This is a genomic window from Alcaligenes sp. PF14, from assembly GCF_037150615.1.
GTDB classification, from domain to species: domain Bacteria; phylum Pseudomonadota; class Gammaproteobacteria; order Burkholderiales; family Burkholderiaceae_B; genus Alcaligenes; species Alcaligenes phenolicus.
The window spans coordinates 270063-294610 of record NZ_JBAGRS010000005.1; the positions used below are offsets into that span (position 1 = coordinate 270063).

Annotated in this window: 20 protein-coding genes; 5 read left to right on the plus strand and 15 right to left on the minus strand. The window is 57.1% G+C overall.

All coding sequences use genetic code 11. The annotated features are described in order from the left end of the window. Nucleotides 1-101 precede the first annotated feature (101 nt). Nucleotides 102-956: an aldo/keto reductase gene (locus tag WFM49_RS12710; protein ID WP_336973570.1), complete on the plus strand. Its 855-nt coding sequence runs from the start codon at nt 102-104 to the stop codon at nt 954-956. Here the strand turns inward: WFM49_RS12710 and WFM49_RS12715 are convergent. Further along, entirely contained in the window at nt 953-2368 is a 1416-nt protein-coding gene (locus WFM49_RS12715; RefSeq protein WP_336973573.1) for an MFS transporter, read from the minus strand. The two genes, WFM49_RS12710 and WFM49_RS12715, sit on opposite strands and share 4 nt — an antisense overlap. A 127-nt stretch (nt 2369-2495) precedes the next feature. After that, entirely contained in the window at nt 2496-5249 is a 2754-nt protein-coding gene (acnA, locus tag WFM49_RS12720) for an aconitate hydratase AcnA (protein ID WP_137430534.1), read from the minus strand. 267 nt (nt 5250-5516) lie between these two features. On the opposite strand from acnA, the gene WFM49_RS12725 reads away from it, so the two are divergent. Then, nucleotides 5517-7106 (plus strand): sensor domain-containing diguanylate cyclase, encoded by a 1590-nt coding sequence (locus WFM49_RS12725; protein WP_250756271.1) that lies wholly within the window; start codon nt 5517-5519, stop codon nt 7104-7106. Here the strand turns inward: WFM49_RS12725 and WFM49_RS12730 are convergent. The 6 genes from WFM49_RS12730 to WFM49_RS12755 form a co-directional block, all read right to left on the minus strand. Beyond that, the gene (locus WFM49_RS12730; RefSeq protein ID WP_254500208.1) at nt 7103-7951 is read right to left on the minus strand and encodes a putative RNA methyltransferase; all 849 of its coding nucleotides are present in this window, start codon (nt 7949-7951) and stop codon (nt 7103-7105) included. The two genes, WFM49_RS12725 and WFM49_RS12730, sit on opposite strands and share 4 nt — an antisense overlap. An 80-nt stretch (nt 7952-8031) precedes the next feature. Further along, nucleotides 8032-8835: an N-formylglutamate deformylase gene (gene hutG, locus WFM49_RS12735; protein ID WP_009456846.1), complete on the minus strand. Its 804-nt coding sequence runs from the start codon at nt 8833-8835 to the stop codon at nt 8032-8034. Nucleotides 8836-8864: 29 nt separating this feature from the next. Then, entirely contained in the window at nt 8865-9689 is an 825-nt protein-coding gene (locus WFM49_RS12740) for a carbon-nitrogen hydrolase family protein (RefSeq protein WP_336973579.1), read from the minus strand. Nucleotides 9690-9711: 22 nt separating this feature from the next. Next, complete coding sequence (locus WFM49_RS12745) at nt 9712-10557, minus strand: serine hydrolase (protein WP_009456850.1); 846 nt, start codon at nt 10555-10557, stop codon at nt 9712-9714. A 19-nt stretch (nt 10558-10576) separates the two neighbouring features. After that, nucleotides 10577-11989 carry a gluconate:proton symporter gene (locus tag WFM49_RS12750; RefSeq protein WP_336973581.1) on the minus strand — a complete coding sequence of 471 codons (1413 nt, stop codon included), beginning with the start codon at nt 11987-11989 and terminating at the stop codon, nt 10577-10579. A gap of 121 nt (nt 11990-12110) precedes the next feature. Continuing rightward, nucleotides 12111-13595, minus strand: coding sequence for an N-acyl-D-amino-acid deacylase family protein (locus WFM49_RS12755; protein ID WP_088451816.1), 1485 nt, complete (start codon nt 13593-13595; stop codon nt 12111-12113). A 106-nt stretch (nt 13596-13701) separates the two neighbouring features. Here WFM49_RS12755 and WFM49_RS12760 point away from each other — a divergent pair, with 106 nt between their 5' ends. After that, nucleotides 13702-14646: a LysR family transcriptional regulator gene (locus WFM49_RS12760; RefSeq protein WP_022983650.1), complete on the plus strand. Its 945-nt coding sequence runs from the start codon at nt 13702-13704 to the stop codon at nt 14644-14646. A 253-nt stretch (nt 14647-14899) separates the two neighbouring features. Then, nucleotides 14900-16432, plus strand: a complete 1533-nt coding sequence (gene proP / locus WFM49_RS12765) for a glycine betaine/L-proline transporter ProP (protein WP_022983652.1) — start codon at nt 14900-14902, stop codon at nt 16430-16432. A 200-nt stretch (nt 16433-16632) separates the two neighbouring features. Here proP and fabG read toward each other — a convergent pair whose 3' ends face one another. The 4 genes from fabG to WFM49_RS12785 form a co-directional block, all read right to left on the minus strand. Beyond that, the gene (gene fabG / locus WFM49_RS12770; RefSeq protein WP_009456856.1) at nt 16633-17373 is read right to left on the minus strand and encodes a 3-oxoacyl-ACP reductase FabG; all 741 of its coding nucleotides are present in this window, start codon (nt 17371-17373) and stop codon (nt 16633-16635) included. 312 nt (nt 17374-17685) lie between these two features. After that, nucleotides 17686-18627, minus strand: coding sequence for a pirin family protein (locus tag WFM49_RS12775; protein ID WP_336973587.1), 942 nt, complete (start codon nt 18625-18627; stop codon nt 17686-17688). A 91-nt stretch (nt 18628-18718) separates the two neighbouring features. Continuing rightward, nucleotides 18719-19345 (minus strand): isochorismate family cysteine hydrolase YcaC, encoded by a 627-nt coding sequence (ycaC, locus tag WFM49_RS12780; RefSeq protein WP_009456862.1) that lies wholly within the window; start codon nt 19343-19345, stop codon nt 18719-18721. Nucleotides 19346-19510: 165 nt separating this feature from the next. Continuing rightward, nucleotides 19511-20389, minus strand: coding sequence for a pirin family protein (locus WFM49_RS12785; RefSeq protein WP_336973589.1), 879 nt, complete (start codon nt 20387-20389; stop codon nt 19511-19513). A gap of 108 nt (nt 20390-20497) precedes the next feature. Here WFM49_RS12785 and WFM49_RS12790 point away from each other — a divergent pair, with 108 nt between their 5' ends. Continuing rightward, nucleotides 20498-21403 carry a LysR family transcriptional regulator gene (locus WFM49_RS12790; RefSeq protein WP_336973591.1) on the plus strand — a complete coding sequence of 302 codons (906 nt, stop codon included), beginning with the start codon at nt 20498-20500 and terminating at the stop codon, nt 21401-21403. Nucleotides 21404-21483: 80 nt separating this feature from the next. Here WFM49_RS12790 and WFM49_RS12795 read toward each other — a convergent pair whose 3' ends face one another. The 3 genes from WFM49_RS12795 to WFM49_RS12805 form a co-directional block, all read right to left on the minus strand. Further along, complete coding sequence (locus tag WFM49_RS12795) at nt 21484-21681, minus strand: CsbD family protein (protein WP_009456875.1); 198 nt, start codon at nt 21679-21681, stop codon at nt 21484-21486. Nucleotides 21682-21734: 53 nt separating this feature from the next. Further along, a complete protein-coding gene (locus tag WFM49_RS12800) occupies nt 21735-22079 on the minus strand; it encodes a BON domain-containing protein (RefSeq protein WP_009456877.1) in 345 nt (114 codons plus the stop codon). 596 nt (nt 22080-22675) lie between these two features. Then, on the minus strand, nt 22676-24493 hold the full coding sequence (locus WFM49_RS12805) for an NAD(P)/FAD-dependent oxidoreductase (RefSeq protein WP_250756276.1): 1818 nt from the start codon (nt 24491-24493) through the stop codon (nt 22676-22678). Between the last annotated feature and the right edge of the window lie 55 nt (nt 24494-24548).

Consider the following 24548-nt stretch of genomic DNA (forward strand, 5'->3'; position numbering starts at 1 on the left):
TGACACCGCCTGTACTCTAGAGCCCGATCGTTCCCAATGCGCGGTGGTTTCATCAGCCATGTCCTGGCTGTTTTGCCGTGCACTCAACCGAGGAGAGACCTATGTCGACTACCCCCCCAACAATCACCTTCCATGACGATAACCGTGCGCCACAACTGGGCATGGGCGTGTGGCAGGTACCTGCCGAGCAAACGGCCGATGTGGTGTGCAGTGGCATCGAAGCAGGCTACCGCCTGATCGATACCGCCGCCATCTACGGTAACGAGGCCGAGGTGGGCCAAGGGATTCGTCAGTCCAAGGTGCCACGCGAAGAGCTGTTTGTGACCACCAAGCTGTGGAATGACATGCATGGCCACGACAATACCCGTGCAGGCTTTGAAGAAAGCATGGACAAGCTGCAGCTGGATTATGTGGATCTGTACCTGATTCACTGGCCCGTGCCCAAGAACCGCCAGTACATCCAGACTTGGGAAACGCTGATCAATCTGCGCAATGAAGGTCGTGTGAAGTCGATTGGGGTGTGCAACTTCCTGCCCCAGCACCTGCAAACCTTGCTGGACAAGACAGGTGTGTTGCCTGTACTGAACCAGATCGAGCTGCACCCCGGCTTTCAGCAGGCTGAATCGCGCCATTACCACGAAGACCACGCCATCCAGACGCAAGCCTGGAGCCCGCTGGGATTGGGCACGCTGTGGGACAACCCGGTGTTGAACAGGATTGCCAAGGAACATGGCCGTTCCGTGGCGCAAATCATGCTGCGCTGGCAGATTCAGCTGGGCAATATGGTGATTACCAAGTCCAACTCCCCCGAGCGCCAGCGCGACAATATGGACATTTTCAGCTTTGAGCTAAGCGAAGCCGATATGGCCGCCATTGCTAGCCTGGATCAGGCCGACGGCCGTCTTGGCCCGGATCCAGAGCTGTTCCGCCTGCCCAAAAGCACCGTCCAGGACTAAGCCTTGGGGCGCACCCGACGCGCAGGCCCGGACAAGAAGGCTGCAAGAAGGGGCGCCAGGGCAAACAACCACAGCAGAGCCTGCGCCGACTGGCGTGCGCCCTGCACCCCACCGGGGTCCACAAAGCCCGAGGCTGTCGTAATGATTCCTGCCAAGGCCGCACCCAATGCCATCGTGAACAACTGCAAGGTGGTAATGGCGGCCGAGGCAATATTCTCCTGCCCCTTGGGCGCGGAATGAAATACCCGCGTCAGCAAATGCGGCCAGGCCAGACCAATCCCCACTCCGACTCCCAATAAAGACAGGTACAAGGCCCAGGAATAGTCCGTGCCTTCACTCAAGCCTACCCACGGGATAAAGACACCCAGCGCTACCAGAGACAGGCCCGACAATACAGGCCCGGCAATAATCATGCGATCCCCGGTTTTCAGCCCCCGACTGGAGCTGGCAATAGAACCCAGGGTCCAGCCGCCTGACATCAAGGCCGTCAGGTAGCCTGCTTTCAGCGGGCTCATGTGGTGGATGATCTGCAGGAAATAGGGAATGAAAATTTCCGTTGCCACGGCCACGCTGACCAGACCAATACCGGCATACAGACTGCCCAAGGCCGTGCTGATGGAGTAAGTACCCTGCGGAAACAGGCGACTGGCCGACTTGCTGTCGGCACGCGCCATCAAATAAACCAGAATCGCCCCGCCCAGCACACCGCCCAGATTGATCATCCAGGAAGTAGACAGGCTACCTGCGGACATGACCAGCACAGAAGCGGTCAGCAGCAATACCTTGCCCAAAGTGGAACCGGATTTACGAGTTTCAGGCGCACGCGCATCGCGCAATTGCGTCCAGACCAGAATAGCCAGCAAAGCAGCACAAGGAAGGACACTCCAGAAAGCCAGACGCCACTGCCCCATCTGGGCAAATATCCCACCAATCGCCGGGCCCGACAAGGTTGCCACGCCCCACATACTGGACACCAAGGCCATGACGCGCGGCCAAAGTCGCTCTTCAAATACCAGCCGGATCGAAGAATAGCTCAGGCCCAGCAGCAAGCCGCCGCCCAAACCTTGAATCGTGCGGGCAAAGAGCAGGAAAGGCATGGAAGGCGCTGCCGCGCACAGGGTCGTGCCAATGGCAAAGAACAGCAAGGACATCAAGAAGCTGTGACGCAGACCCAGTTTTTCCAGAACTTGTGGCGACAGGGCCGAGCCCAGAATCGAGGCCACCACAAATAGCGTGGTATTCCAGGCGTAGTACTCCAGCCCGCCGATATCCTCCACCACCGAGGGCAGAATCGTGGTCGCCACGTACACGTTGATCGCATGAACGGCCACGCCCCCGGCCAAGGCCAGTGAGCGCAAGCCATTACGGCCAGACAGGAGTTCAGACCAAGACGCTTCTTGGGTATTTGCCATTTTTCTTTATCCAAACAAAGAGCCGGCAACCGTGCCGGCCCTTCAAACACACCAGTGCGCCAGTTGCACAGGGCACAACTGACGCACTGTTGGGCGTGCATGCACACGCCTTGACCTGCTGCCAGGCTTACGCTTTCAACAAGCCCCGCAAAACGTACTGCATGATACCGCCGTGACGGTAGTAATGCGCTTCGCTAGGCGTATCAATTCGGACCAGAGCCTCGAACTCGATATCGCCCGCACGCACTTTGACCTTCTCGGGAATCTTGTCCTGATTCAGGGCGGTAATGCCTTCAATATCAAAGATTTCATCCCCCGCCAGGCCCAAGGTTTCGGCGTTCTGACCAGCCGGGAACTGCAAAGGCATCACGCCCATGCCCAGCAGGTTGCTGCGGTGAATACGTTCGTAGGACTCGGCAATAACTGCACGGACGCCCAAGAGCACCGTACCTTTGGCCGCCCAGTCACGCGAAGAACCCGAGCCGTATTCCTTGCCGGCCAGAATCACCAGCGGGACAGCGGCATTCAAGTAATTGCGCGAGGCATCGTAAATCGTGGCCACTGGTGCACCATCTTGCGTGAAGTCGCGTGTATAGCCGCCTTCTGTACCCGGAGCCAATTGGTTGCGCAGACGCACGTTGGCGAAAGTGCCGCGAATCATGACTTCATGGTTACCGCGACGCGAACCGTAGGAGTTGAAATCCTGCGGTTTGACATCGTGATCCATCAAGTACGTTGCCGCAGGCGAGGTACGCGCAATCGAACCGGCGGGACTGATGTGATCGGTTGTCACTGAATCGCCCAGCTTGGCCAGCACGCGCGCACCTCGAATGTCCGAGACGGGGCTTGGATCGCGCTTCAGATCAATGAAGTAAGGCGGTTTGCGCACGTAGGTGGAATCATCCTGCCACTCGAAACGATCCCCTTTGGGGGTAGGCAGAGAGCGCCAGCGCTCGTCACCGGCGAACACATCGGCATAACCATCACGATACATATCCGAGGCAATCGCCTTGCTGATCACGTCCTGCACTTCAGCGGCAGACGGCCAGATGTCTTTCAGGAATACATCCTTGCCATCGCTGCCCTGCCCCAAAGGCTCGTGGTACAGGTCAATATCCATGGTGCCCGCCAAGGCGTAGGCGACCACCAGCGGTGGCGACATCAGGTAGTTCATCTTCACTTCGGGGTGAATACGGCCCTCGAAGTTGCGGTTACCGGACAGCGTGGACACCACGGCCAGATCGTTCTGGTTAATGGCCTGGCTGACCTCTGGAATCAAGGGGCCAGAGTTACCGATACATGTAGTGCACCCGTAGCCAACCAGATCAAAACCGAGCTTATCCAGATAGGAAGTCAGGCCTGCACGCTGGTAGTAGTCCGTGACCACGCGCGATCCGGGGGCCAGACTGGTTTTCACCCAAGGCTTGCGGCTCAAGCCCTTTTCCACGGCTTTCTTGGCCAACAGACCGGCGGCCATCATGACGCTGGGGTTGGAGGTATTGGTACACGAAGTAATCGCGGCAATGACGACCGAGCCATGATCCAGCGTGCACTTGCTGCCATCGGCCAGCGTAAACTCCACCGCCGCTTTCCGAGGTGCTGGCGGTTTGTGCGAAGGCACGTCCGACGCGGGGAAGCTTTCTTCCACGGCCTCATCGTAGGTCGCTACATCGTCGCCCAGCAAGTCGCGCACAGCGGTACGGAATGCCGGTTTGGAGGAAGACAAGGCAATACGGTCCTGAGGACGCTTGGGACCAGCAATCGAAGGCACGACGGTGGACAGATCCAGCTCCAGGCGCTCGGAGTAGCGAGGCTCGTGCTGCGGATCGTGCCACAGGCCCTGAGCCTTGGCGTAGGCGCGTACCAGTTCGATCTGCTCTTTGCTGCGGCCCGTCAGCTCCATATAACGCAGGGTTTCCTCGTCGATGGGGAACATGGAGATGGTGGAGCCGTATTCAGGGCTCATATTGCCGATAGTGGCACGGTTGGCCAAAGGCACAGCGCTGACGCCGGGACCGTAGAACTCCACAAACTTGCCGACCACCCCATGCTGACGCAGCATATCGGTAATCGTCAGCACCAGGTCGGTAGCCGTGGTGCCTTCAGGCATTTGACCCGTCAGCTTGAAACCCACAACGCGAGGGATCAGCATGGAAATGGGCTGGCCCAGCATGGCAGCTTCGGCCTCGATACCGCCTACGCCCCAGGCCACCACGCCCAGACCGTTCACCATAGGCGTGTGCGAGTCCGTACCCACACAGGTATCGGGATACGCCAGCTGACGGCCTTGTTCATCGCGCGTAAAGACCACGCGGGCCAAATGTTCCAGGTTCACCTGGTGAACAATACCGGTGCCCGGTGGCACGACCTTGAAGTTATCAAAAGCACTTTGGCCCCAGCGCAGGAACTGGTAGCGCTCCATATTGCGCTCGTATTCGATTTCCACGTTGCGTTCAAACGAGCTGGGCTTGCCAAAGTCGTCCACGATCACCGAGTGGTCAATAACCAGCTCTACCGGTGCCAGGGGGTTGATTTTTTGCGGGTCACCGCCCAAGGCCTGCATGGCTTCACGCATGGCGGCCAGGTCCACAACGGCTGGCACACCGGTAAAGTCCTGCAGCACAACGCGTGCGGGGGTAAAGGCGATTTCACGATCGGGCTCGGCAGCAGGGTCCCAGGCGGCCAGGGCGCGAATATCATCGGCCGTGACATCGCCACCGTCTTCGGTGCGCAGCAAGTTTTCCAGCAGGATCTTCAAGCCATAAGGCAGGCTGGCAACATCCAGGCCATCTCCACGAACCGCATCTAACCGATAGTAGTCGTAGGACTGCCCGCCGACATCCAACTGGTGCAAAGCCTTAAAACTATCTACGCTTTTCATATCGGGATCTCCATGGAAAAGTGCCGGCCGATACCATCCAATCTACCCAGCCAGCGATACACATGTGGTAACTGTCTATTGGTCTAGACCATTTCACATCTTACACTCTGGCGTAATCCCCTGCCCTGCGCGACGTCCTTCCTGTGGCCTTGGGTCACACCTCCTCAAACTCGGAAACATTCTTTACGTATAATGCTTTAGGCGTCTTACGACCGTCTGTTCGGCCTCCCCAGCCCCTCCCTTTACTTCGAGCGTTCGCCCATCCTCATGTTTTTTGTTGATCTGCGCCGGCTGATTCTCTTGCTGGCTACTGCCAGCAGTCTGCTGACCATGGGCTACACCTTGTATGGAGCCTATTCAGCGGAGCGTTCCTTGCTGATCGAGCAAGCGCTGGAAAAGAACCGCGCCTACGCGCTGAAACTGGCCAGCAGCACCGATGCCTTCATCGCCAATTTGCAACAGCAACTTCGTTATAGCGCCAATGAACTCTCCCGCTCCCTGAATCAGGGCAACGAGCCCATGCTACGTGACGAGGTAAGGCGCCTGAAAGAACAAAACAATAGCTTTAACTCGGTTTTGATTCTGAATACCGAGGGCCGGGTTCTGGCCAATGCTCCTCAACAGCTCAACCTGCTTGGCACGACACTACGAGGGGAGGGCACAAAACTGGCACTGAAAACCAGGAAGCCCGTGGTCAGTCAGCCCTATCTGTCCGCAACCGGGCGCTTGCTGATCTTCCTGTCCCACCCGATTTTTGATGCGGAAGGCAATTACAAGGGCCTGGTAGGCGGTTCCATCTACCTGCACGAGCCCAATAGCCTGAACGCCTTACTAGGCGAGCACTTTTATCGTGATGGATCTTACATTTATGTGGTCGACCAGCACAAACGGCTGATTTTCCACCGTGACGTCGCCCGGATTGGCGAAGTCATACACGGCAACCCGGCCATTGACGCTGTCAGCCAGGGCGAGAGTAGCGCTCTATCCCTGCGCAACGTGAAAGGTGTAGACATGCTGGCCGGTTTTGCGCCCAGCAACGATGTGAAATGGGGCGTTGTGGTGCAAAGTCCCACCAAAGTGGTGCTGGATGAATTAACGGTCCTGCTGGGCAAGGTGCTGCGCAATTCCATCCCCTTTTTCCTGGCGGTGCAGATCCTGATCTGGATGTTGGCCATGCTGATCGCCAAACCCTTGCGACAACTGGCTCGCCAGGCTCCGCATCTGGACTCAGCCAAGGCCAGCTCGCGCATCGAACAAGTTCATGCCTGGTATTTCGAGTCCCGCCAGATCAAGCTGGCCATGTTGCTGGGCTTGCAGCGTGTGAATCGCAAAATGGGCGTCATGGATGTGGAGCGCAATACCGACCCGCTGACCGGGCTGAACAACCGCCGAGGCATGGCTGTTGTGCTGCAACAATGGAAAGAAACGGACACCCCCTTTTCCGTGCTGACAGTGGATATTGACCACTTCAAACGCGTGAACGACACCTACGGGCACGATGTGGGCGATCTGGTGCTGAGCTTTCTGGCCGACACCATGCGGGCCTGCACCCGCGATACGGACCTGATCTGTCGGGTCGGGGGTGAAGAGTTCTGTATTTTCCTGCCCGATCAGGATGTAGACCAGGCCGTGCAACTGGCCGAGCGCCTGCGCATTTTGATCAGCGAAACCAATAGCCCAACTGGCTCACCCATTACGATTTCCATCGGGCTGGCACACTGGCCCTTGCATGCCCGAGAACACAGCACGGTGTTGAAACTGGCGGACGAAGCGCTTTACAAGGCCAAGCGCAATGGACGCAACCGCGTAGAAATTTGCGATCCTGCTGCCAGCGACGCTCAGAGCAGATCAGCTTAAAGACGACGCAAGACCTTGATACGCACATCCACCTGAATATCCAGGCTCGTCAATTGACGAGCCTGCTCCAACCCTTGCGCGCTGGCTCGGAACAAATGTGGCGTCATCAAGAGCAGATCGGCAATTTTCTCTTGTGAATCAAGGCTGATCTGACAACGGACACGTTCAACAGCTTCCAGACTGAAACCGACCGGGGACTGCAAAGTCTCGTCCTTATCGGCTTTCAAGGTCGGATAAATAATGCGGCGCAGTTCCAGCAAATGGTCTGGCCCCGCTTCCACCTGCACCCAGATACCGCCCGGCTTCAACGCCCGCAAGAACTCCTCGGGCACGGCAAAGCCAAACATGCACAGCAAGGCATCCAAAGCACCATCCGGCACGGGCAATTGAGCATTGCTACCCACCAGCCAACGTATGTCCGAGGAACTGCGCGCCGCTGCCATGACGGCCCACTTGGAAATATCCAGACCAATCAGGGCCAACTGCCCATCCTGATCCTGCTGACGCAAATAACGCGGGTAATAGCCTTCGCCGCAGCCCGCATCCAGACAGGCATAAGGCGCCTCCCCTTCCAGGCCATCTATCAAGGCACGCCACACGCCAGCGGCGATAGGCTCGTACACCCCGGACCCCAGATAACGACGCCGCGCCGCCACCATGTCCTTGCTGTCGCCCGGATCACGTGAACGCTTGTTTTGTACAGGAAGCAGATTGATATAGCCCTGGCTGGCCGTATCGAAACAATGGCCCGAGGGGCAGCGCCAGCTGGGAGCCTCAAACGAGAGCGGCAAGCCGTCCAAAGGACAGCACAGTTTCTCGAACAGGGGCGGGGAAAGGTCAGACATGAATGAGTCGCTCTACGGCCACCGTGGCCAAGGCGATAGTGTAGCGCCCCGGCCTGTCTGTGCCGGGGCTCAGGATGAATTTACGACTCGGTCGCAAAGGCCAGCGCGTCGCGCAGCAAGGCCTCAATCAGGGGTTGAATGTTGCGGGCAGCCTCTTCCTTGTACTCAAAGGGCCACTGCTCTTCCATATAGCAGCACTGTGCCATTTCCAGCTGCACAGCATGGATGTTCTGCTCGGGACGTCCATAGTGGCGGGTAATGTAGCCACCTTTGAAACGACCATTCAACACGCTGCTGTAATCTTTGTTGGCCGAGGCGGTTTTCATCAGACGTTCGCTCAAGGCTGGATCGCAACTCTGACCATTGGCGGTCCCGAAATTCAGATCCGGCAGACGGCCTTCAAAAAAGCGCGGCACGACCGAACGAATCGAATGCGCATCCCACAGGACCACACGGCCATGCAGGGCCAGCAAACGCGTCAGCTCTTCTTCCAGCTTCTGGTGATACGGCAACCAGATGGTCTCGCGACGCTGGGCAACCTCACGCTCGTCCGGTTCCTGGCCAGGCTGGTAGATGGGTTCATCGCCAAACGTGTCCACGGGACACAGGCTGGTGACGCTTTGACCGGGATACAGGCTGGCATTGTCAGGCGGGCGGTTCTGATCCACCACAAACCGCGAATACGTCGCCACCAGCACGGACGCACCTAATTTTTGGGCGCACTCATACAAGCGTGGAATATGCCAATCCGTATCCGGCACCTGACGCGCTGACTCCGTAAAACGCGCCAGCAAGTCCGAAGGCACGTAGGTGCCCGAGTGGGGCATGGAAATCAACAAGGGGGCAGTGCCCGGATAAAACTCAAAGGCAGCAGGTACAGTCATGGCAGACTCCAGTCTGTTTCAGCACACAATCAAGAAGGAATAGGATACAGATCACCCCGGCGGTGCTGCCAGGCCGGAAGTGATTCACGCATGCGCTGCACGCGAGCGGGGTCCAGATCGGCGCAAATATAGCCTGGATGATCAGGCATACAGGCCAATACGGTGCCCCAAGGGTCAATAATCATGCTGCGACCCAAGCACGGCATGGCAGGACCGGGACCGCCGATCTGCGCGGCGGCCAGCACGTAACACTGATTTTCAATGGCTCGGGCGCGCAACAGCACTTCCCAATGGTCACGGCCGGTATGCACATTAAAGGCGGCAGGCACTACCAGCACATTCGCGCCACGGGCACGCAAGGTACGGAACAGCTCGGCAAAGCGCATGTCATAGCAAATGCTCAGACCCAGATTCAGATCCCCGACCTGCACATTTTGCAGACGCTGGCCGTGGCAGAAATCGTCGGACTCGCGGTATTCCAGACCGTTCACCACCGCATCGTACAAATGCACTTTGCGGTATTGCGCCACGATTTCACCCTCTGGTGAAAACGTCACGCTCGTGTTGCCCAGGCGATGATCATCAGGACGGCGCTCGTGCATGGAACCCAGATGAATCCAGGCTCCGGTGCGGCGCGCCAGGCTGGCCATGTGATCGGTCACCAGACCCGGAATGGGCGTGGCATTTTGCTGCAACCATTCCGTATCACCACGTACATCGCTGTACTCGGGAGTCACAATCAGTTGTGCGCCGTCTTTGGCAGCGGCCAGCACCCAATGTTCCAGCTGGTCCAGATTGGTTTGGCGGTCGCGGCCGCTATCCAATTGAACCAGGGCAACACGTGTCGTAGGCATACTTTTATCCTTTCGGACCGGCTCAATACTGCAAGGCGCGGGCCGTTTCCAAGGCCAGACGGGACAAGACACCCGCTCCCTGGCCACCGTATAAAGAGGTGCTGGTGCGGCCATCGGTAAAGCCATCGGCCATCACGGCCAGCACCACACTGCGTTCGCCCATCGTCAAGATACCGGCATCGTGACGCAGGCCGGGCAAGGAGCCGGTCTTGTGAGCCAGTTGGGCGATAGAAGGCAAAATTGCCGCAAAGTGACCTCGTTCACGCTGATCCGCCAGCATGTCCAGCCCCTGCTGACGCAGGCTTTCCGGCAGGGCAGGCGAATGCAATAGATACAGCAAGGTCGAGCAGGCATCCTGAACGGTCGTCCAGTTGTCTTTACCGGCCTCGCGCGCCTTCATGTCCATCATGTGGCGCTGCAAATCCGTATGCTGCAAACCGGCCTGGGCGCTCCAGGCGTTGATGTTATCCATGCCCAGCAAATCGATCAGGGCATTGGTGGCGACGTTATCGCTCAGGATAATCATCAGCAGGGCCAGCTCGCGCAGGCTCAGGCTGGGCACGCCGGGCAGCTGGCTCAAGATGCCAGTGCCAGGGGTACGGTCGCCCTCGGGCAGAGGGTAAACCGTATCCAGCGACAGCTTGCCCTGGGCAACTTGCTCGAGCAGGCACAGGAGCATGGGCGTTTTGATCAGGCTGGCCGAGGGCATGACGCGCTGCGCATGCCACTCGAACAAGGAGGTACCGTCGGTAGCGTAGACCGCCATCGAAATACGGGCGGACTCCTGGGTCAGCAAAGGCTCCAGTCGTTCCTGCAGGCGCTCACGAACCAGTGGCGCATCCAGCAACTCGCTTCCTAAGGTAAACATACACACTCTCCTTCAGTACTCAGACCAGAATCATGAACAGACCGGCGAACATCAACAAATTGATGATCATGACCGCCCAGCCGTTATACAACATGTATTTGAGCTGAGTGGATCGCGCCAGGCCCATCTGGCCGAACATGTCCGAAGAGGGGAAAGGACCAAACCAGTCAATCTGCGAGCTGCCCAGAATAACGGCAGCGGTAGCTGCAGGGCCCACACCGGCCGCAGCCAGAACGGGGCCAAAAATCTTGGCGGTAAAAGTCATCTGCGCCACGGCAGCACCCGGTATGTGACCAACCACGTTAAAGGCCACAATCAACATGCACAGCACAGCGCCACTAATACCCACCAGATAGGGCTGCACCGAATCCAGCAAGGCGTGGTAGGCGTTCAGCTGATCCACCAGCACCAGCACCGGGTTGAACAGCCAGAACAGGAAGAAAATCCAGATCAGCTTGCCCGCACCGGCATACATGGCCTGCAGAATTTCACGTGGATTCATACCACCGGCCAGACCGGTTGCCGCACCCAGAGACACCATCACGATAATGGCGTAAGCAAAACCGGCCTTGGAGGCGATACCCACCGCAGCCAGACCCACAATGGTGATGCAGAAAGCCCAGGCAGCGCGCACAGCCTTGGGGGAAGCCTTGGCATTCACGTCAAAAGCAGCCGGACCTTGCGAGGCTTCTTCGTACTGGAAATGGTCCTTGGTCATCTTCTGAATGCGACCGGACATGAACCAGCCGGTCAGCAAGGTCGCCGCTGCCATGGGCAAGCCAGCAACCAGCAGATAATCGGTGTAGCTCAGACCGGTCAGACCCGTGACCGTCACCACGTTAGGGGTGAATGGGCCCAGCACCAGACCGGCGGAACCGGCACTTTGGAACAAGGCAGCCACAGCGGGAGGGGACAGACGCACGGCCGCGGCAATTGGAATCACCACCGCAGCAATAATGGCGTTACCGCCAGCCAGCGTACCCAGAGCGCCACAGATCAAGGTGGAGGCCACCATGATGCCCAGACGCACACGCACCGGATTGGACAAGCCAATACGCTTCACAATAGCTCGCACCAATTGCTCGGCGGCACCCGTACGGGCAGCCACTTCACCCACCCCGGCGCCCAGTACAATAATCAAACCCACCACGGCGATGAACGAGCCCAGGGACTCGGCCAGCAGTTTGCCCATGGCAATGGGCGTCGTACTGGTCATGATGGCGCCCAATACAATCGCACCAATCGTGGCCAGAACAATATCCACACCCAACAAGGCGATAAGCGCAAACACCACTACCGGCGTCAAGCCCCACAGGGAGCTTTCACCCGGCATGTAAAAGTGGGTGTACAAGGCAATCGCCATGCCAATTAAAAACACCACCATGGCAGCATTGCGCTTGCCCGTTGGCATTTGTTGCTGAATGACACTCATGTCGTCTCCTTAACGATCCTTCCTGGCCAGTTTTCAAAAACCGGCCTGCATGTGATGCAATCGCCCTGCCCTGGTTGACCGCCCCAGGTCACAGCGACTGTTTTCTTGTCCGACGCGCCGCTTATAGCGGGATAATCGGCGCATCCAGGCTTTGTGCCTGAGCGGCAAAGGCGCGATCAAGCACCTGGCCGGGCCGCTGCTCCGGGGCAACAGGGTGAACCTGTACGCCATTCACAAACACGGTCTGCACACCTTGAGACGGTAAGGTGGGCTCTTCCCAGGTGGCGCAATCTTGCACCGTTTCGGGATTAAACACCACCAGATCCGCCCAGGCGCCGACTTGCAACACGCCGCGGTTTTCCAGCCCGAAGACCGAGGCAGGCATGGCGGTCATTTTGGCAACCGCCTGCTCCAGGGACATCAGGCCATCTTCGCGTACGTACCGCCCTAAAATGCGCGTGAAACTCCCCCACAAACGAGGGTGGGGATGCGCATCCGCAGGCAATCCGTCCGAGCCCACCATGCAACATGGGTGGCTGAAAATGCGCTGGACTTCTTTCTCGTCCATCGCAAAATAAATCGCGCCAGCAGGCAGCAAACGCCGTGCGGCAGTTTCCCGGTCGCAGCCCCACTGCTCGGCAATCTCGGCCAGATACAGGCCATTGCACTCGGGGTGAGGCTCGGACCAGGTAATACGAATCTGGTCTATGGTGTGGGCGCGCTCGGGGATCAGGATCGTGGAGCTGCCCGAATAGGGATAAATATCCAGGGTGGCCTGCACGCCATCGGCGCGGGCCCGATCAATATTGGCCAAGGTATGGCTGCTGCGGCCCCAGTTGGCCGGCATCATGCACTTGTGGTGCGACACCAGGGTGGCGCACTGCGTCTGGCGGCCTACCGCCAGCACTTCTTCTACCGACTCCTGCACCGTGTCGCCTTCATTGCGAATATGGCTGGTGTGCAAGGAGCCCTTGGAAGCGGCAACACGGGCCAGACCTTCCAGTTCGGCCGGCTCGGCCATGCAGCCGGGCTCGTAAGCCAGGCCGGTACTAAAGCCCACGGCGCCTTCTTCCAAGGCCTTGGCCAGCAAGGCTTCCATGGCCTTTTGTTCATCGGCATTCGGCTGGGACAAGGGGTCCTGCATCACGGCCATGCGCAGATTCGCGTGACCGACCAGAGCCGCCACGTTGATCATGGGCTTGAGCTTGCGCACGGCTTGCACGTACTGCGCCATGTCTGCAAACAAGGGAGAATCGCCCAGCAAGGCCAAAGCCGCTGCCGAGTTGCCAGGCAAAGGAGCCGGGAAAGCGCTGACGCCACAATTGCCGACCACAACCGTCGTAATGCCCTGGCTGGTTTTCCAGTCCAGAACAGGCCGCTCGATGAACATCAAATCATCATGGCCGTGAGTATCAATAAATCCAGGAGCCACCACATGGCCGCTGGCGTCCACCGATTGATCGGCGTGCCAGGCGCTCAAGTCGCCCACGGCGACAATCCGTCCTTCTCGAATACCCACATCACCACGCCAACGCGGGGTGGCCAAGCCATCAATAATCCAGCCATTGCTGATCTTGACGTCCAGCCTGCGGTCGTCTGTCTGCATCTACGTCTCCACTAACCCTCCCACAAAAAGGGGAGTTGACCGCATTATCCAAAGGTATTATTAATATGAAAAATTGTTTAAGTTAATTGATTAATCAGAAAATGATATGGACAGACTTCCCAAGCACATCACGCTCAAGCACTTGAACGCGTTTGTCGCCGTGGCCCAGGAGGCCAGTTTCACCCATGCCGCGCGTCGTCTTTTTCAAACACAATCCTCGGTCACGGGCCTGATCCAGCAGTTGGAAGTTGCCCTGAATACCACCTTGTTCAACCGCACCAGTCGGCGTGTATCCCTGACGCCTATTGGTCAGGAGTTCCTGCCGCGCATCACCCGCCTGCTGGCAGATTTTGATGGCGCCATCAGCGATGTCATGCGCTATGGGGAATTGAAAAGCGGGCGGGTCAGTGTGGCCGCAGCGCCGTCGGCCATTACGGATTTGATAGCACCGGCAGCCGCCAATTTCTCTCAGCAGCATCCGGCGGTCCGCCTGTATTTACGGGATGACAACTCGGGACGCATTCAGCGCCAGATCGTGGCTGGGGAGATCGACTTTGGTCTGACCAGCCCCTGGGCGGATGTCCAAGGGCTGGACAGTCAACCCTTACTGGAAGACCAGTTTGGCGTGCTCTATCGCAGCGACGACAAGCTGATCAAACCGGATACCAACAACACGGTCAGTTGGTCTGCTCTGAATGAGCGCAAGCTGGTGGGCGTCGTAGACGAAACCGGCATCATGGCGGTGCTGCAGTCCCGCCCGGACCTGCCCATCGAAACCTCGGCCCCGTTTTATGAAGCGTCCAGCACCACCTCGCAAGCAGCGCTGGTGCAAAGTGGTCTGGCCATTGCCCTGCTGCCCGCCTTGGCGGCACAACGGGTGTTGATGCCCGGTCTGAGCTTCTCCTTGCTGCAGGCCCCCACGCTGGTCCGTACCTTGTGTCTGATGTTTCACCAAGAACATGACTTGACGCCCGCGGCGGCGGCATTGGTCGATGAGGTGCGAGCCTACGTGAAAAAAGCTCCTTTACCGCCTGGATGCCGCGCCCTGTAAGTATGTGCAAATGTGGTGGGAGACAGGCTTGGGCTCAGTAACAATAAGGACGGCAAGTCGCGTCCCGTTTTTCTCGCGACTTGGCCCTGACTGCTCGACCCTTTCCCTTCGATAGACGAACAGCAAAGCTGGACGTAGAATCGCCTCCAAGCCTCGCCTGATCACAATGCCGTCATGCCAGTGCTCCTTCTCTGGGATCGACAGCACAAGGGCGAACCTGCAGGTCATTGTCCTGCTCTCCAGGAGAAGCCATATGACGCAGTCCTCCGCGGCATCCAGCAACGCCAAGCCGCTTCACATTGACGACATTACCGTCGTAGACAACAGCAAACTTAAAAAAGCCGTAACCGCCGCTGCCTTGGGCAACGCCATGGAATGGTTTGACTTTGGCGTTTACGGCTTTGTGGCCGCCACCTTGGGTAAAGTCTTTTTCCCCGATGCCTCTCCCGCAGTACAAACCATCGCCGCCCTGGGTACCTTCTCGGTGCCCTTTTTGGTGCGGCCTCTAGGCGGTGTGTTCTTCGGGCTGATGGGGGACAAGTTCGGCCGTCAGAAAGTGCTATCCCTGACCATCATCATCATGGCCATCAGCACCTTCCTGATTGGTCTGATTCCCTCTTATCTATCCATCGGCATCTGGGCACCCATTTTGCTGCTGCTGTGCAAGCTGGCCCAAGGCTTTTCCGTAGGCGGTGAATACACTGGCGCGGCAGTTTTTGTGGCCGAATACGCGCCCGACCGGCAGCGCGGGTTCCTGGGTAGCTGGCTGGACTTTGGCTCTATCGCGGGCTTTGTTCTGGGCGCCGGTTTGGTCGTGCTGCTGCAAACGTCCCTGACCGAAGAGACCTTCCAGGATTGGGGCTGGCGCATTCCTTTCCTGATTGCCGGTCCACTGGGTATTTTGGGCTTGTACCTGCGCCATGCCGCTGAAGAGACTCCCGCCTTTACCGAGCAACTGGAAAAGATGGAGAAAGAAGACCGCGCCGCCCTGACAGAGCGCCCCACGGTTTCCTTTGGCGAGATCTTCTCCAAGTACCGCAAAGCCCTGCTAATTTGTATTGGCATGGTGCTGGTCACCAACATCACCTATTACATGTTGCTGACCTATATGCCTACCTATCTGTCCAGCAGCCTGGGCTATGCCGAAGAACATGGTGTCTTCATTATTGTGGTGGTGATGATAGGGATGCTGTTCGTGCAACCGGTGGTGGGTTTTGTCAGCGACAAGATAGGTCGCAAACCCTTCCTGATGGCCGGTAGTCTAGGCCTGCTGATCTTTGCGATTCCCGCTTTTCACTTTATTGGTAGCGACAGCAATGTGCAGATCTTCCTGGGGCTGCTGATTCTGGCCGTTTTACTGAACTGCCTGACCGGGGTCATGGCCTCTACCCTGCCCGCCCTGTTCCCGACCCGGCTACGTTACAGTGCCTTGGCCGCCTCCTTTAACATCGCCATTATTGTGGCGGGCCTGACGCCTACGGTTGCGGCCTGGCTGGTGGAGCAGACCAACAACTTGCTGGTGCCTGCCTACTATTTGATGTTTGCCAGTGTCATCGGCTTGATTACCGCCCTGTTCCTGCCCGAAACGGCGAACCGCCCCTTGCGCGGCGATACACCTACCGCCTCCAACCGCAAGGAAGCCAAGGAACTGCTGCAAGAAGCGTATGACCACATCGAACAAAGCGTGCAAGATGTGGAAGAAGCCATTGCCAAGGCCGAGGAAGAACTGGAAGCCTTGAAACAAAAACGCCAGCGTCTGGTGGACCGCCACCCCGAGCTGGATTAATAAAACAGTCCTCTCTATATAGAGGGTAGGTGCTGTCGGATGGGGGGCCTGAAACGCCCCCTGCAACTTTCACAGCGACAACGCCAAGCCGCTTGTTCCCGTAGAAAAAGCCTGAATCTGACTTAAAGCAGATTCAGGCTTTTTTGTGGCGGCTCAGGATTCAAACAAGAATCCTCCAAGCCATCGTTCAGAACACGGTATTAAACCGTCAAACCGCCCGACACTTCCAGCGTCGTGCCATTGATGAAGCTGGCTTCATCCGAGGCCAAAAACGCATACACATTGGCGATCTCTTCAGGCTTGCCCATGCGGCGCAGCCAGCAATGATCACGAAAGCCTTGCAGCACTTTTTCGGGGATGGTTTTCAGAATGTCTGTCTCGATAAAACCGGGACAGACGGCATTGACGCGTATCCCCTTGGGGCCCAACTCCCTGGCCCAGGTTTTGGTAAAGCCTATCACCCCGAACTTGCTGGCCGCGTAATTGGTTTGACCATAATTGCCGTACAAACCCACCACGCTGGAAGCGTTCAGAATGGAACCGCTTTCCTGCTCCAGCATCACCGCGGCCACGGCCTGAGTGAAGTTGAAAACCGCTTTCAGGTTCACATCAATCACATCATCAAATTGCTGCTCGGTCATGCGTACCAGCTTGGCGTCCTTGGTGATGCCGGCATTGTTCACCAGCACATCAATGCGGCCAAACTTTTGCTTCACATCCGCCACCATGGCGTCAATCTGTGCACGGTCCGTCACATCCACGGTGTAGCCTACGGCGGTAACGCCATTACCACTTAAAGACTGCGCTGCTTGATTGACGGCATCCGCATTACGATCGCACAACACCACAATCGCTCCTTCCTGGGCAAACTTCCTGGCTGTTGCCAAACCAATTCCAGCTGCCGAACCGGTGACTATGGCCACTTTATCTTTCAATCGCATTCCAGCTACCTTTTAGAAATTGTTCAACGCTGTTGTGCAAACAAAAGGGCTTGACCGCAGCCGTACAGACCTTTTCCTGTGGCCTTGCTTGCACCAGCACACTGTTTTGTACTCCGATCACAGGCAGACCGCCAGTCACGGTAGGCAAACTGTACACAGACACAATGGCCCCGAAAGGGGCCATCTGAACAACGGGATAAGGGCGAAATACACATGCGCCATAGCCCTGCTCGGAAACCAGGACAGGCAGCCAGCAAACCACCGCCAGCGTCATCGAAATAGACGATCAGAACCAGCAGCCGTCACTGAAAATCAGTTGCTTTCCCATGGCAGATCCGGCGCAATCAAGGGTTCACCGTCATAGCCATGCACCACACCAAAGCGCTCATGGGCCGCACGCCAATCGCGTTGTGCCTGGCCGATGACATCCTTGTTTTCACCAACAAAATTCCACCACAGCACCAGCTCCTCGGTATACGGCTCACCACCCAGCACAATGACTCGGCTGCCGGCACTCAGACTCAAGCTCAACTGCGTCAGGCCACGGCCCACATAGGCCAGTTCATTGGCCTCGAACTGCTCGGACTGAATACCCAGGGTGCCTTGCACGACTAAAAAGCCATACTCAAACTCGGGGTTCAAATTCAGTCTCACTTCCCCAGCCTTGGAGCTGCTCAAATCCATCCCCACCATAGGCGAATACATTTTGCTGGGTGCCTGATGCTGTGCATAGGTACCGGCCAGCAGGGTAAAGTCGCACTCGCCCTCACGCCAATGAGGCAAGTCAGGATGGTGGTCAAAAGCGGGTTCACAGGTGGCGTCCTTGGACGGCAAGGCAATCCAGAGCTGAACCGCATGCAGCTTGTCCTCGCCGGGCAAGGACTCCTCGGTATGGCTGATACCGCGTCCGGCTGTCATCAAGTTCACCTGACCAGGCTTGACCACTTGCACATGGCCCAGGCTGTCACGGTGCAGAACCTCGCCCTGAATCATCCAGGTAAAGGTTTGCAGGCCAATATGTGGATGAGGGCCCACACGCAGGCCGGAGCCCGACGTGAACACGGCAGGCCCTGCATGATCCAGGAAGCACCAGGCCCCCACCATACGCCGTTGCGAGGAAGGCAGAATCCGGCTGACGGTAATGCCCCCACCCACTTGTGCGCCGCGCCCGGCAACACGTTGAACACGTTTTTCGCCGTTGATGTCTTCGGGACAATCAAAGGATGAAGAGACTTCGGAACTGTGTGTACTCATGGGTCGAACTCCTGAAAACAGATCTGGGGGCTGGGTTTCAAACAGCCAAAAGCGCTGGCCACTCAAGTGACCAGCGCAGCGCCGAAGCGATTTACTTACCGGATGTGAACTTGGTGTGGCTATTGATCAAGTTGCGGTAGTCGGGGATATGGTTGGAGAACAAGGCACCCAGACCTTCCACGTCGTTACGCCAGTCGCGGTGCAGTTCGCAAGCCACGCCAAACCAGGTCATCAGTTGAGCACCGGCCGAAGACATGCGATCCCAGGCCGAGTGACGTGTCAGTTCGTTGAATGTGCCCGAGGCATCGGTGACCACGAACACATCAAAGCCTTCTTCCAAAGCCGACAGGGCCGGGAAAGCCACGCACACTTCAGTCACCACACCGGCAATGATCAGCTGCTTCTTGCCCGTTGCCTTGATGGCTTTGACGAATTCTTCGTTATCCCAGGCATTGATCTGACCAGGGCGAGCGATATAAGGCGCATCCGGGAAGGTTTCTTTCAGCTCCGGGACCAAAGGACCATTAGGGCCTTCTTCAAAACTGGTGGTCAGAATGGTGGGCAAGTTGAAGTACTTGGCCAGATCGGCCAGAGCCAGCACATTGTTCTTGAACTTGTCTGGATCAATGTCGCGAACCAGGGACAGCAATCCGGTTTGGTGGTCAACCAGCAAAACAGCGGCTTGGTCTTTATCAAGACGTTTGTAGGGCGTAGTCATCTCAGTTTTCCTCAAAGGGGATTGAAAAGATCGGGTACCACAGGGTAGTACCCGGTACTGCCACAGCGCTGGTGGTATCGCGCTGCAAATTACGTATCAGGGCAGCCATCGGCCCTCTGTTCAAACTGCGAGGGCGGCTCACGCAGCCCCCCCAGCCTTGCACTACTACGATGCCGATCCCGATGCCATGGCACCAAAGCGGCCATTATTGAAGTCATCCATAGCCTGCAAGATCTCTTGCTTGCTATTCATGACGAAGGGGCCGTGTCCCACAATGGGCTCATCAATGGGTTCACCGTTGATCAGCAGGACAACGGCGTCGTTATTGGCTTCCACGCTGAACTGGCTGCCTGTCCGATCCAGCACGACCAGTTGCCCTTCACGAGCCACGCTTTGACCATTGACCAGTACGGTGCCTTGCAGCACCACCAAGGCGGCTGTCCAGCCTTCAGGGCTTTCCAGCTCGGCAATACCACCCTGATTCAGACGCATATCCCATACATTCATGGGGGTAAAGGTCTTGGCAGGGCCAGCAGCACCATCCTTTTCACCGGCAATGACGCGCACCATGCCAGCAGCATCAGGCAGTGCGACCACAGGAATTTGCTGATCGGTAATGGCCTGATAGCCAGCGGGAGCACGCTTGTCTTTGGCAGGCAGGTTGACCCACAGCTGTACCATTTCCAAAGTGCCGCCAGAACGAGCAAAAGCGTCGGAGTGATACTCCTCGTGCAAGATGCCCGAGCCGGCCGTCATCCACTGCACATCACCGGGGCCGATCGTGCCGCCCTGACCCGTGGAGTCGTGGTGTGAAACCTCGCCCTTGTAGACGATGGTGACGGTTTCAAAACCCCGATGTGGGTGCTGGCCAACGCCGCGCTTGTGGTTGCTGGGAGCAAACTCGGCAGGGCCGGCATAGTCCAGCAGCAGGAAGGGGCTCAACTGTTTTGCGTGTGTGTGGTACGAAAACAGGGAGCGAACGGGGAAGCCGTCGCCCACCCAGTGAGGACGGGGAGCGCTATAGATACCAAGAATTTTCTTCATGTCCATCTCCTTGTTTCAACATAAGAGACAGAATAAACTCGGGACAACGAAGCCAGTAGCCCCCTAAATCGGCCATCTATGTTCCATTTATGGAACGATAAAACTGCCATGCAAGATTTAAACGACTTGTACTTCTACGTTCAGATTGTGGATCACGGCGGCTTTGCCCCGGCCGGTCGCGCACTGGGTTTACCCAAATCCACGCTTAGCCGCAGGCTGGCTGCACTGGAAGAGCGCCTGGGAGTGCGGCTGATCCAGCGCTCCACCCGCCGCTTTACCGTGACCGAGATTGGCCAGACCTATTACGAGCACTGCAAGGCCATGCTGGTAGAGGCCGAAGCGGCACAGGCAGCCATCGAACTGACACGTGCCGAGCCTCGCGGTGTGGTGCGCCTCAGTTGCCCCATCACCTTACTGAACGCCCATGTCAGTGATATGTTGGCCGACTTCATGGTCAGCTACCCGCATGTCACGGTGCAATTGGATGCCACCAACCGGCGCGTGGACCTGATCGGGGAAGCGCTGGATATGGCGATCCGCGTGCGCCCGCCACCATTGCAAGACAGCGATCTGGTGATGCGTGTTCTGTCTGACCGCAGTCAATGTTTGATAGCCAGCCCGGAGCTGATTGCCCGCCACGGAATGCCCGGCTCACCCGCTAATCTGGCGGACTATCCCAGCCTGGCATTGGGGCTGCCACAGCAAAGCCATACCTGGACCTTGTATGGTCCCGATGGCGCACAAGCCGTGCTGCATCACACGCCTCGCCTGATTACCACCGATATGACGGCCTTGCGCTGCGCAGCACTAAAAGGCGTTGGTGTGGTGCAGTTGCCTACCCTGGTAGTCTGCGATCAGTTGGCCGACGGCTCTTTGGTGAAACTGATTCCGGACTGGGCTCCACAACGCGAAATCATTCATGCCGTGTTTTCCTCCCGCCGGGGGCAGATGCCAGCTGTGCGAGCATTGCTGGATTACCTCGTCGAACGCTACCAGCAGATGGATGAGGACTGACAGCAACCTTGCCAAGGCACAAAGAAAAACGCCCTGCATATGCAGGGCGTTTTATAGTCCTGGGCAATCAAGCCAGGGGATCAGGCGCCGCCATTAAAGTCGCGAACTTGCTTTTCAGCTTCCTCACGCGCAATGCCGTAGCGCTCCTGAATTTTACCGACCAGATATTCGGTATTGCCTTCGGCAACATCAATATCGTCATTGGTCAGTTTTCCCCATTTGGCCTGAATCTTGCCAGACAACTGTTTCCATTTACCTTTGATCGTATCTTCATTCATAGTCGCTCTCCTGTTTCAACGGGAATTCACAATTAGGATTGATGACGGAACTTTTATTCCGGTTTTACTTTCAATCCCGACGAATCGACTTTCACAACGCCTTTCACACTTTCCGTTGCAGCAACGGCTTTCTTGTGCTCAATTTCACTGGGCACGGTACCGGTCAATGTTGCGACGCCATTATTGGTTTCAACAGAGATATCCGTGCTCTTCAAATCCTTGGTGCTGGCCAGATCAGCCTTGATCTTGGTGGTGATCCAGGTATCGCTGACGGCTTCGCCTGCGCTTGCCGAGTGATCCTGATTAACGGCTGGTTCATTAGCCATTGCACCGCTTTGCAGACCAAAACTCAAAGCAGTAGTCATCAACACACTGGATAGGATGGCGGATTTTTTCATATAAGTTCTCCAATATCAGAAAGGGAATTTTTAATTTAAAAACCCTTTATCCCTGCTATTAAAAGGAGTCCAAATCAATCAACAAAAATTTCGTTGTTTGCGATGGATGGTTCCACCGTAACATTCCCGACCAGGCTGAAAACTACAAAATGCTACAAGCGTTTTCTTTATAAGTATTTTCTTCAAACTTCATACATCCCTATTCACCTCACTTATGGAAAGCGGCTTGTTTCAGGCCAATCCTGGCCATCATGCAGGCCAGACAAAATCCGCCCTGACACGCAGCACGGCTGGTTTCCATACGTTCCTGACGAAGAAACGGAGGCCCCTTTGAGGCGAAAAATTCTGGGCACGAACAGAGCAGTCAAGCAGAGCCTCGCTCACTGGATAGGAGCCGCTCAGGGCAGATACATAAAGTAAAAAATTTAGCAGGGCTGCTAACAAAACCACCGCCTTAGCCGCGATGCTTGTCGCGCAAACACGCCCTCCGCAGCCGACAAGCGAAAAAAAGCCAGATCATCGAATTGATAATCTGGCCAAAATCAGAACAAGGTGCAGACTGCGCACTCTTACCCAAGCAACAAAGTCACTATCGATCAACGCAGATGATGCACCTCCTGCATCCCGTAAACCTGCACCGGCAAGCCAGCCTGACGCGCTTTAAGCTGCAAGGCCAGGTATTGGGAATAATGACGCGACTGATGCAAATTGCCGCCGTGGAACCACAAGTTCGGCTGTTGCGTTGGCTTCCACATATTGCGCTGCTCGCCCTCCCAGGGCCCTGGATCTTTGGTGGTTTCCGAACCCAGACCCCAGCACTTGCCTACCCTATCCGCCATTTCCTGGCCTGCCAGATCGGCCACCCAGCCATTCATGGAACCGTAGCCCGTGGCATACACCACCAGGTCCGCAGGCAGTTCCGTGCCGTCTGTCAGTACCACAGCGTTCTCTGTCAGATGGCTGATGTCGGTCCGGGACTTCAGCTTGATGCTGCCATCAATAATCAGTTCGCAAGCGCCCACATCGATGTAATAACCCGAAGCACGACGCAGATACTTCATGAACAAACCGGAGCCATCGTCACCCCAATCCAGCATGAAGCCTGCCTCCTCCAGCTTCTGATAGAACTGTGCATCGCGCTCGCGGATCTTGTCGTACACAGGAATCTGGAAGTCCGCCATGATGCGGTACGGCAGGGAGGCAAAGAGCAAATCTGCCTTGCGCGTGGTGACTCCCGATGCCAGTGCCCGTTCAGAATATAGATCTCCCAAGCCGATCTCCATCAAGGAGTCGGATCGCACAATGTGGGTAGACGAACGCTGCACCATGGTGACATCTGCCCCCGCCTCCCACAGCGCCGCGCAAATATCGTGCGCCGAGTTATTGGCCCCGATCACCACTACTTTCTTGCCCGCATATGCTTCCGGTCCGGGATGCTGCGAGGAGTGCTGCTGTTCACCCTTGAACACATCCTGCCCCTTTATGCTGGGCACATTCGCCTTGCCGGACATGCCCGTAGCAAAGACCAATTGCTGTGGCCGTAACGTCATGGGCTTGCCATCACGTTCGATCTCCACCTCCCAGGTCTGGCTGGACTCGTCGTAGCGCACCTTCTTGCATACGGTGCTGCTCCAGTAATTCAGCTCCATCACCTTGACGTACATTTCCAGCCAGTCGCCAATCTTGTCCTTGGGTGCAAAGACAGGCCAGTTATCGGGGAAAGGCATGTAAGGCAGGTGGTCGTACCAGACGGGGTCGTGCAGGCACAGCGACTTGTAGCGTTTGCGCCAGCTATCGCCAGGGCGGGCATGTTGATCAATGATGAGCGCGGGTACGTTCAACTGCCGCAGGCGCGCGCCCAGCGCAATACCACCCTGCCCGCCGCCGATCACCAGCACATAGGGCTGCTCGGTCGTGCCCAACTCAGCCTGCTCCTGTTGACGACGTTCCTGCCAGGTCTGACGCCCACGGCGAATGCCATGCTCGGCCCCCATGGGGCGGCGCACACCCAAAGGCTCCTCGTGCCCTTTCAATTCCGACATGGTGGTCAGGAAGGTCCAGATCTTCCCGTCCTTGACCCGAATATGGCCGTAGCCACGCGCCAGGTCAGTTTCCACACGAAACCAGCCCTCCACCAGACCTTGGCCGTCGTCACTGACCGGCTCGGCACTGTCGCGCTCGAACCTGGCTGACACGGCGCCTTGTTGCTGCTGCGTCAGCATGTCGCGGATCTGGTCGCGCCCTTCCATGGTTCGGATATTCCAGGTGAACATGACCAGATCACGCCAAAAACATTCTTCGGCAAACAGGGCTGCCGCATCGTCCGGTGCATTGCTGGCAAGCGCATGGGTCAGCTGTTCAAGAACCGTGTCCAACTGTCGCGCAGACGGCTGCAGTTGCTGCTGTGTTTGCATGATTTGTCTCCATATCGTTTTAATGTTGCGCCGGGCTTTTGTTGCCCAGCTATGG

What these genes read in the sequence shown, in the direction of transcription:
- WFM49_RS12710 (WP_336973570.1), top strand. Translation starts at nt 102, where the DNA reads ATGTCGACTACCCCCCCAACAATCACCTTCCATGACGATAACCGTGCG.
- WFM49_RS12715 (WP_336973573.1), bottom strand. Translation starts at nt 2,368, where the DNA reads ATGGCAAATACCCAAGAAGCGTCTTGGTCTGAACTCCTGTCTGGCCGT.
- acnA (WP_137430534.1), bottom strand. Translation starts at nt 5,249, where the DNA reads ATGAAAAGCGTAGATAGTTTTAAGGCTTTGCACCAGTTGGATGTCGGC.
- WFM49_RS12725 (WP_250756271.1), top strand. Translation starts at nt 5,517, where the DNA reads ATGTTTTTTGTTGATCTGCGCCGGCTGATTCTCTTGCTGGCTACTGCC.
- WFM49_RS12730 (WP_254500208.1), bottom strand. Translation starts at nt 7,951, where the DNA reads ATGTCTGACCTTTCCCCGCCCCTGTTCGAGAAACTGTGCTGTCCTTTG.
- hutG (WP_009456846.1), bottom strand. Translation starts at nt 8,835, where the DNA reads ATGACTGTACCTGCTGCCTTTGAGTTTTATCCGGGCACTGCCCCCTTG.
- WFM49_RS12740 (WP_336973579.1), bottom strand. Translation starts at nt 9,689, where the DNA reads ATGCCTACGACACGTGTTGCCCTGGTTCAATTGGATAGCGGCCGCGAC.
- WFM49_RS12745 (WP_009456850.1), bottom strand. Translation starts at nt 10,557, where the DNA reads ATGTTTACCTTAGGAAGCGAGTTGCTGGATGCGCCACTGGTTCGTGAG.
- WFM49_RS12750 (WP_336973581.1), bottom strand. Translation starts at nt 11,989, where the DNA reads ATGAGTGTCATTCAGCAACAAATGCCAACGGGCAAGCGCAATGCTGCC.
- WFM49_RS12755 (WP_088451816.1), bottom strand. Translation starts at nt 13,595, where the DNA reads ATGCAGACAGACGACCGCAGGCTGGACGTCAAGATCAGCAATGGCTGG.
- WFM49_RS12760 (WP_022983650.1), top strand. Translation starts at nt 13,702, where the DNA reads ATGGACAGACTTCCCAAGCACATCACGCTCAAGCACTTGAACGCGTTT.
- proP (WP_022983652.1), top strand. Translation starts at nt 14,900, where the DNA reads ATGACGCAGTCCTCCGCGGCATCCAGCAACGCCAAGCCGCTTCACATT.
- fabG (WP_009456856.1), bottom strand. Translation starts at nt 17,373, where the DNA reads ATGCGATTGAAAGATAAAGTGGCCATAGTCACCGGTTCGGCAGCTGGA.
- WFM49_RS12775 (WP_336973587.1), bottom strand. Translation starts at nt 18,627, where the DNA reads ATGAGTACACACAGTTCCGAAGTCTCTTCATCCTTTGATTGTCCCGAA.
- ycaC (WP_009456862.1), bottom strand. Translation starts at nt 19,345, where the DNA reads ATGACTACGCCCTACAAACGTCTTGATAAAGACCAAGCCGCTGTTTTG.
- WFM49_RS12785 (WP_336973589.1), bottom strand. Translation starts at nt 20,389, where the DNA reads ATGAAGAAAATTCTTGGTATCTATAGCGCTCCCCGTCCTCACTGGGTG.
- WFM49_RS12790 (WP_336973591.1), top strand. Translation starts at nt 20,498, where the DNA reads ATGCAAGATTTAAACGACTTGTACTTCTACGTTCAGATTGTGGATCAC.
- WFM49_RS12795 (WP_009456875.1), bottom strand. Translation starts at nt 21,681, where the DNA reads ATGAATGAAGATACGATCAAAGGTAAATGGAAACAGTTGTCTGGCAAG.
- WFM49_RS12800 (WP_009456877.1), bottom strand. Translation starts at nt 22,079, where the DNA reads ATGAAAAAATCCGCCATCCTATCCAGTGTGTTGATGACTACTGCTTTG.
- WFM49_RS12805 (WP_250756276.1), bottom strand. Translation starts at nt 24,493, where the DNA reads ATGCAAACACAGCAGCAACTGCAGCCGTCTGCGCGACAGTTGGACACG.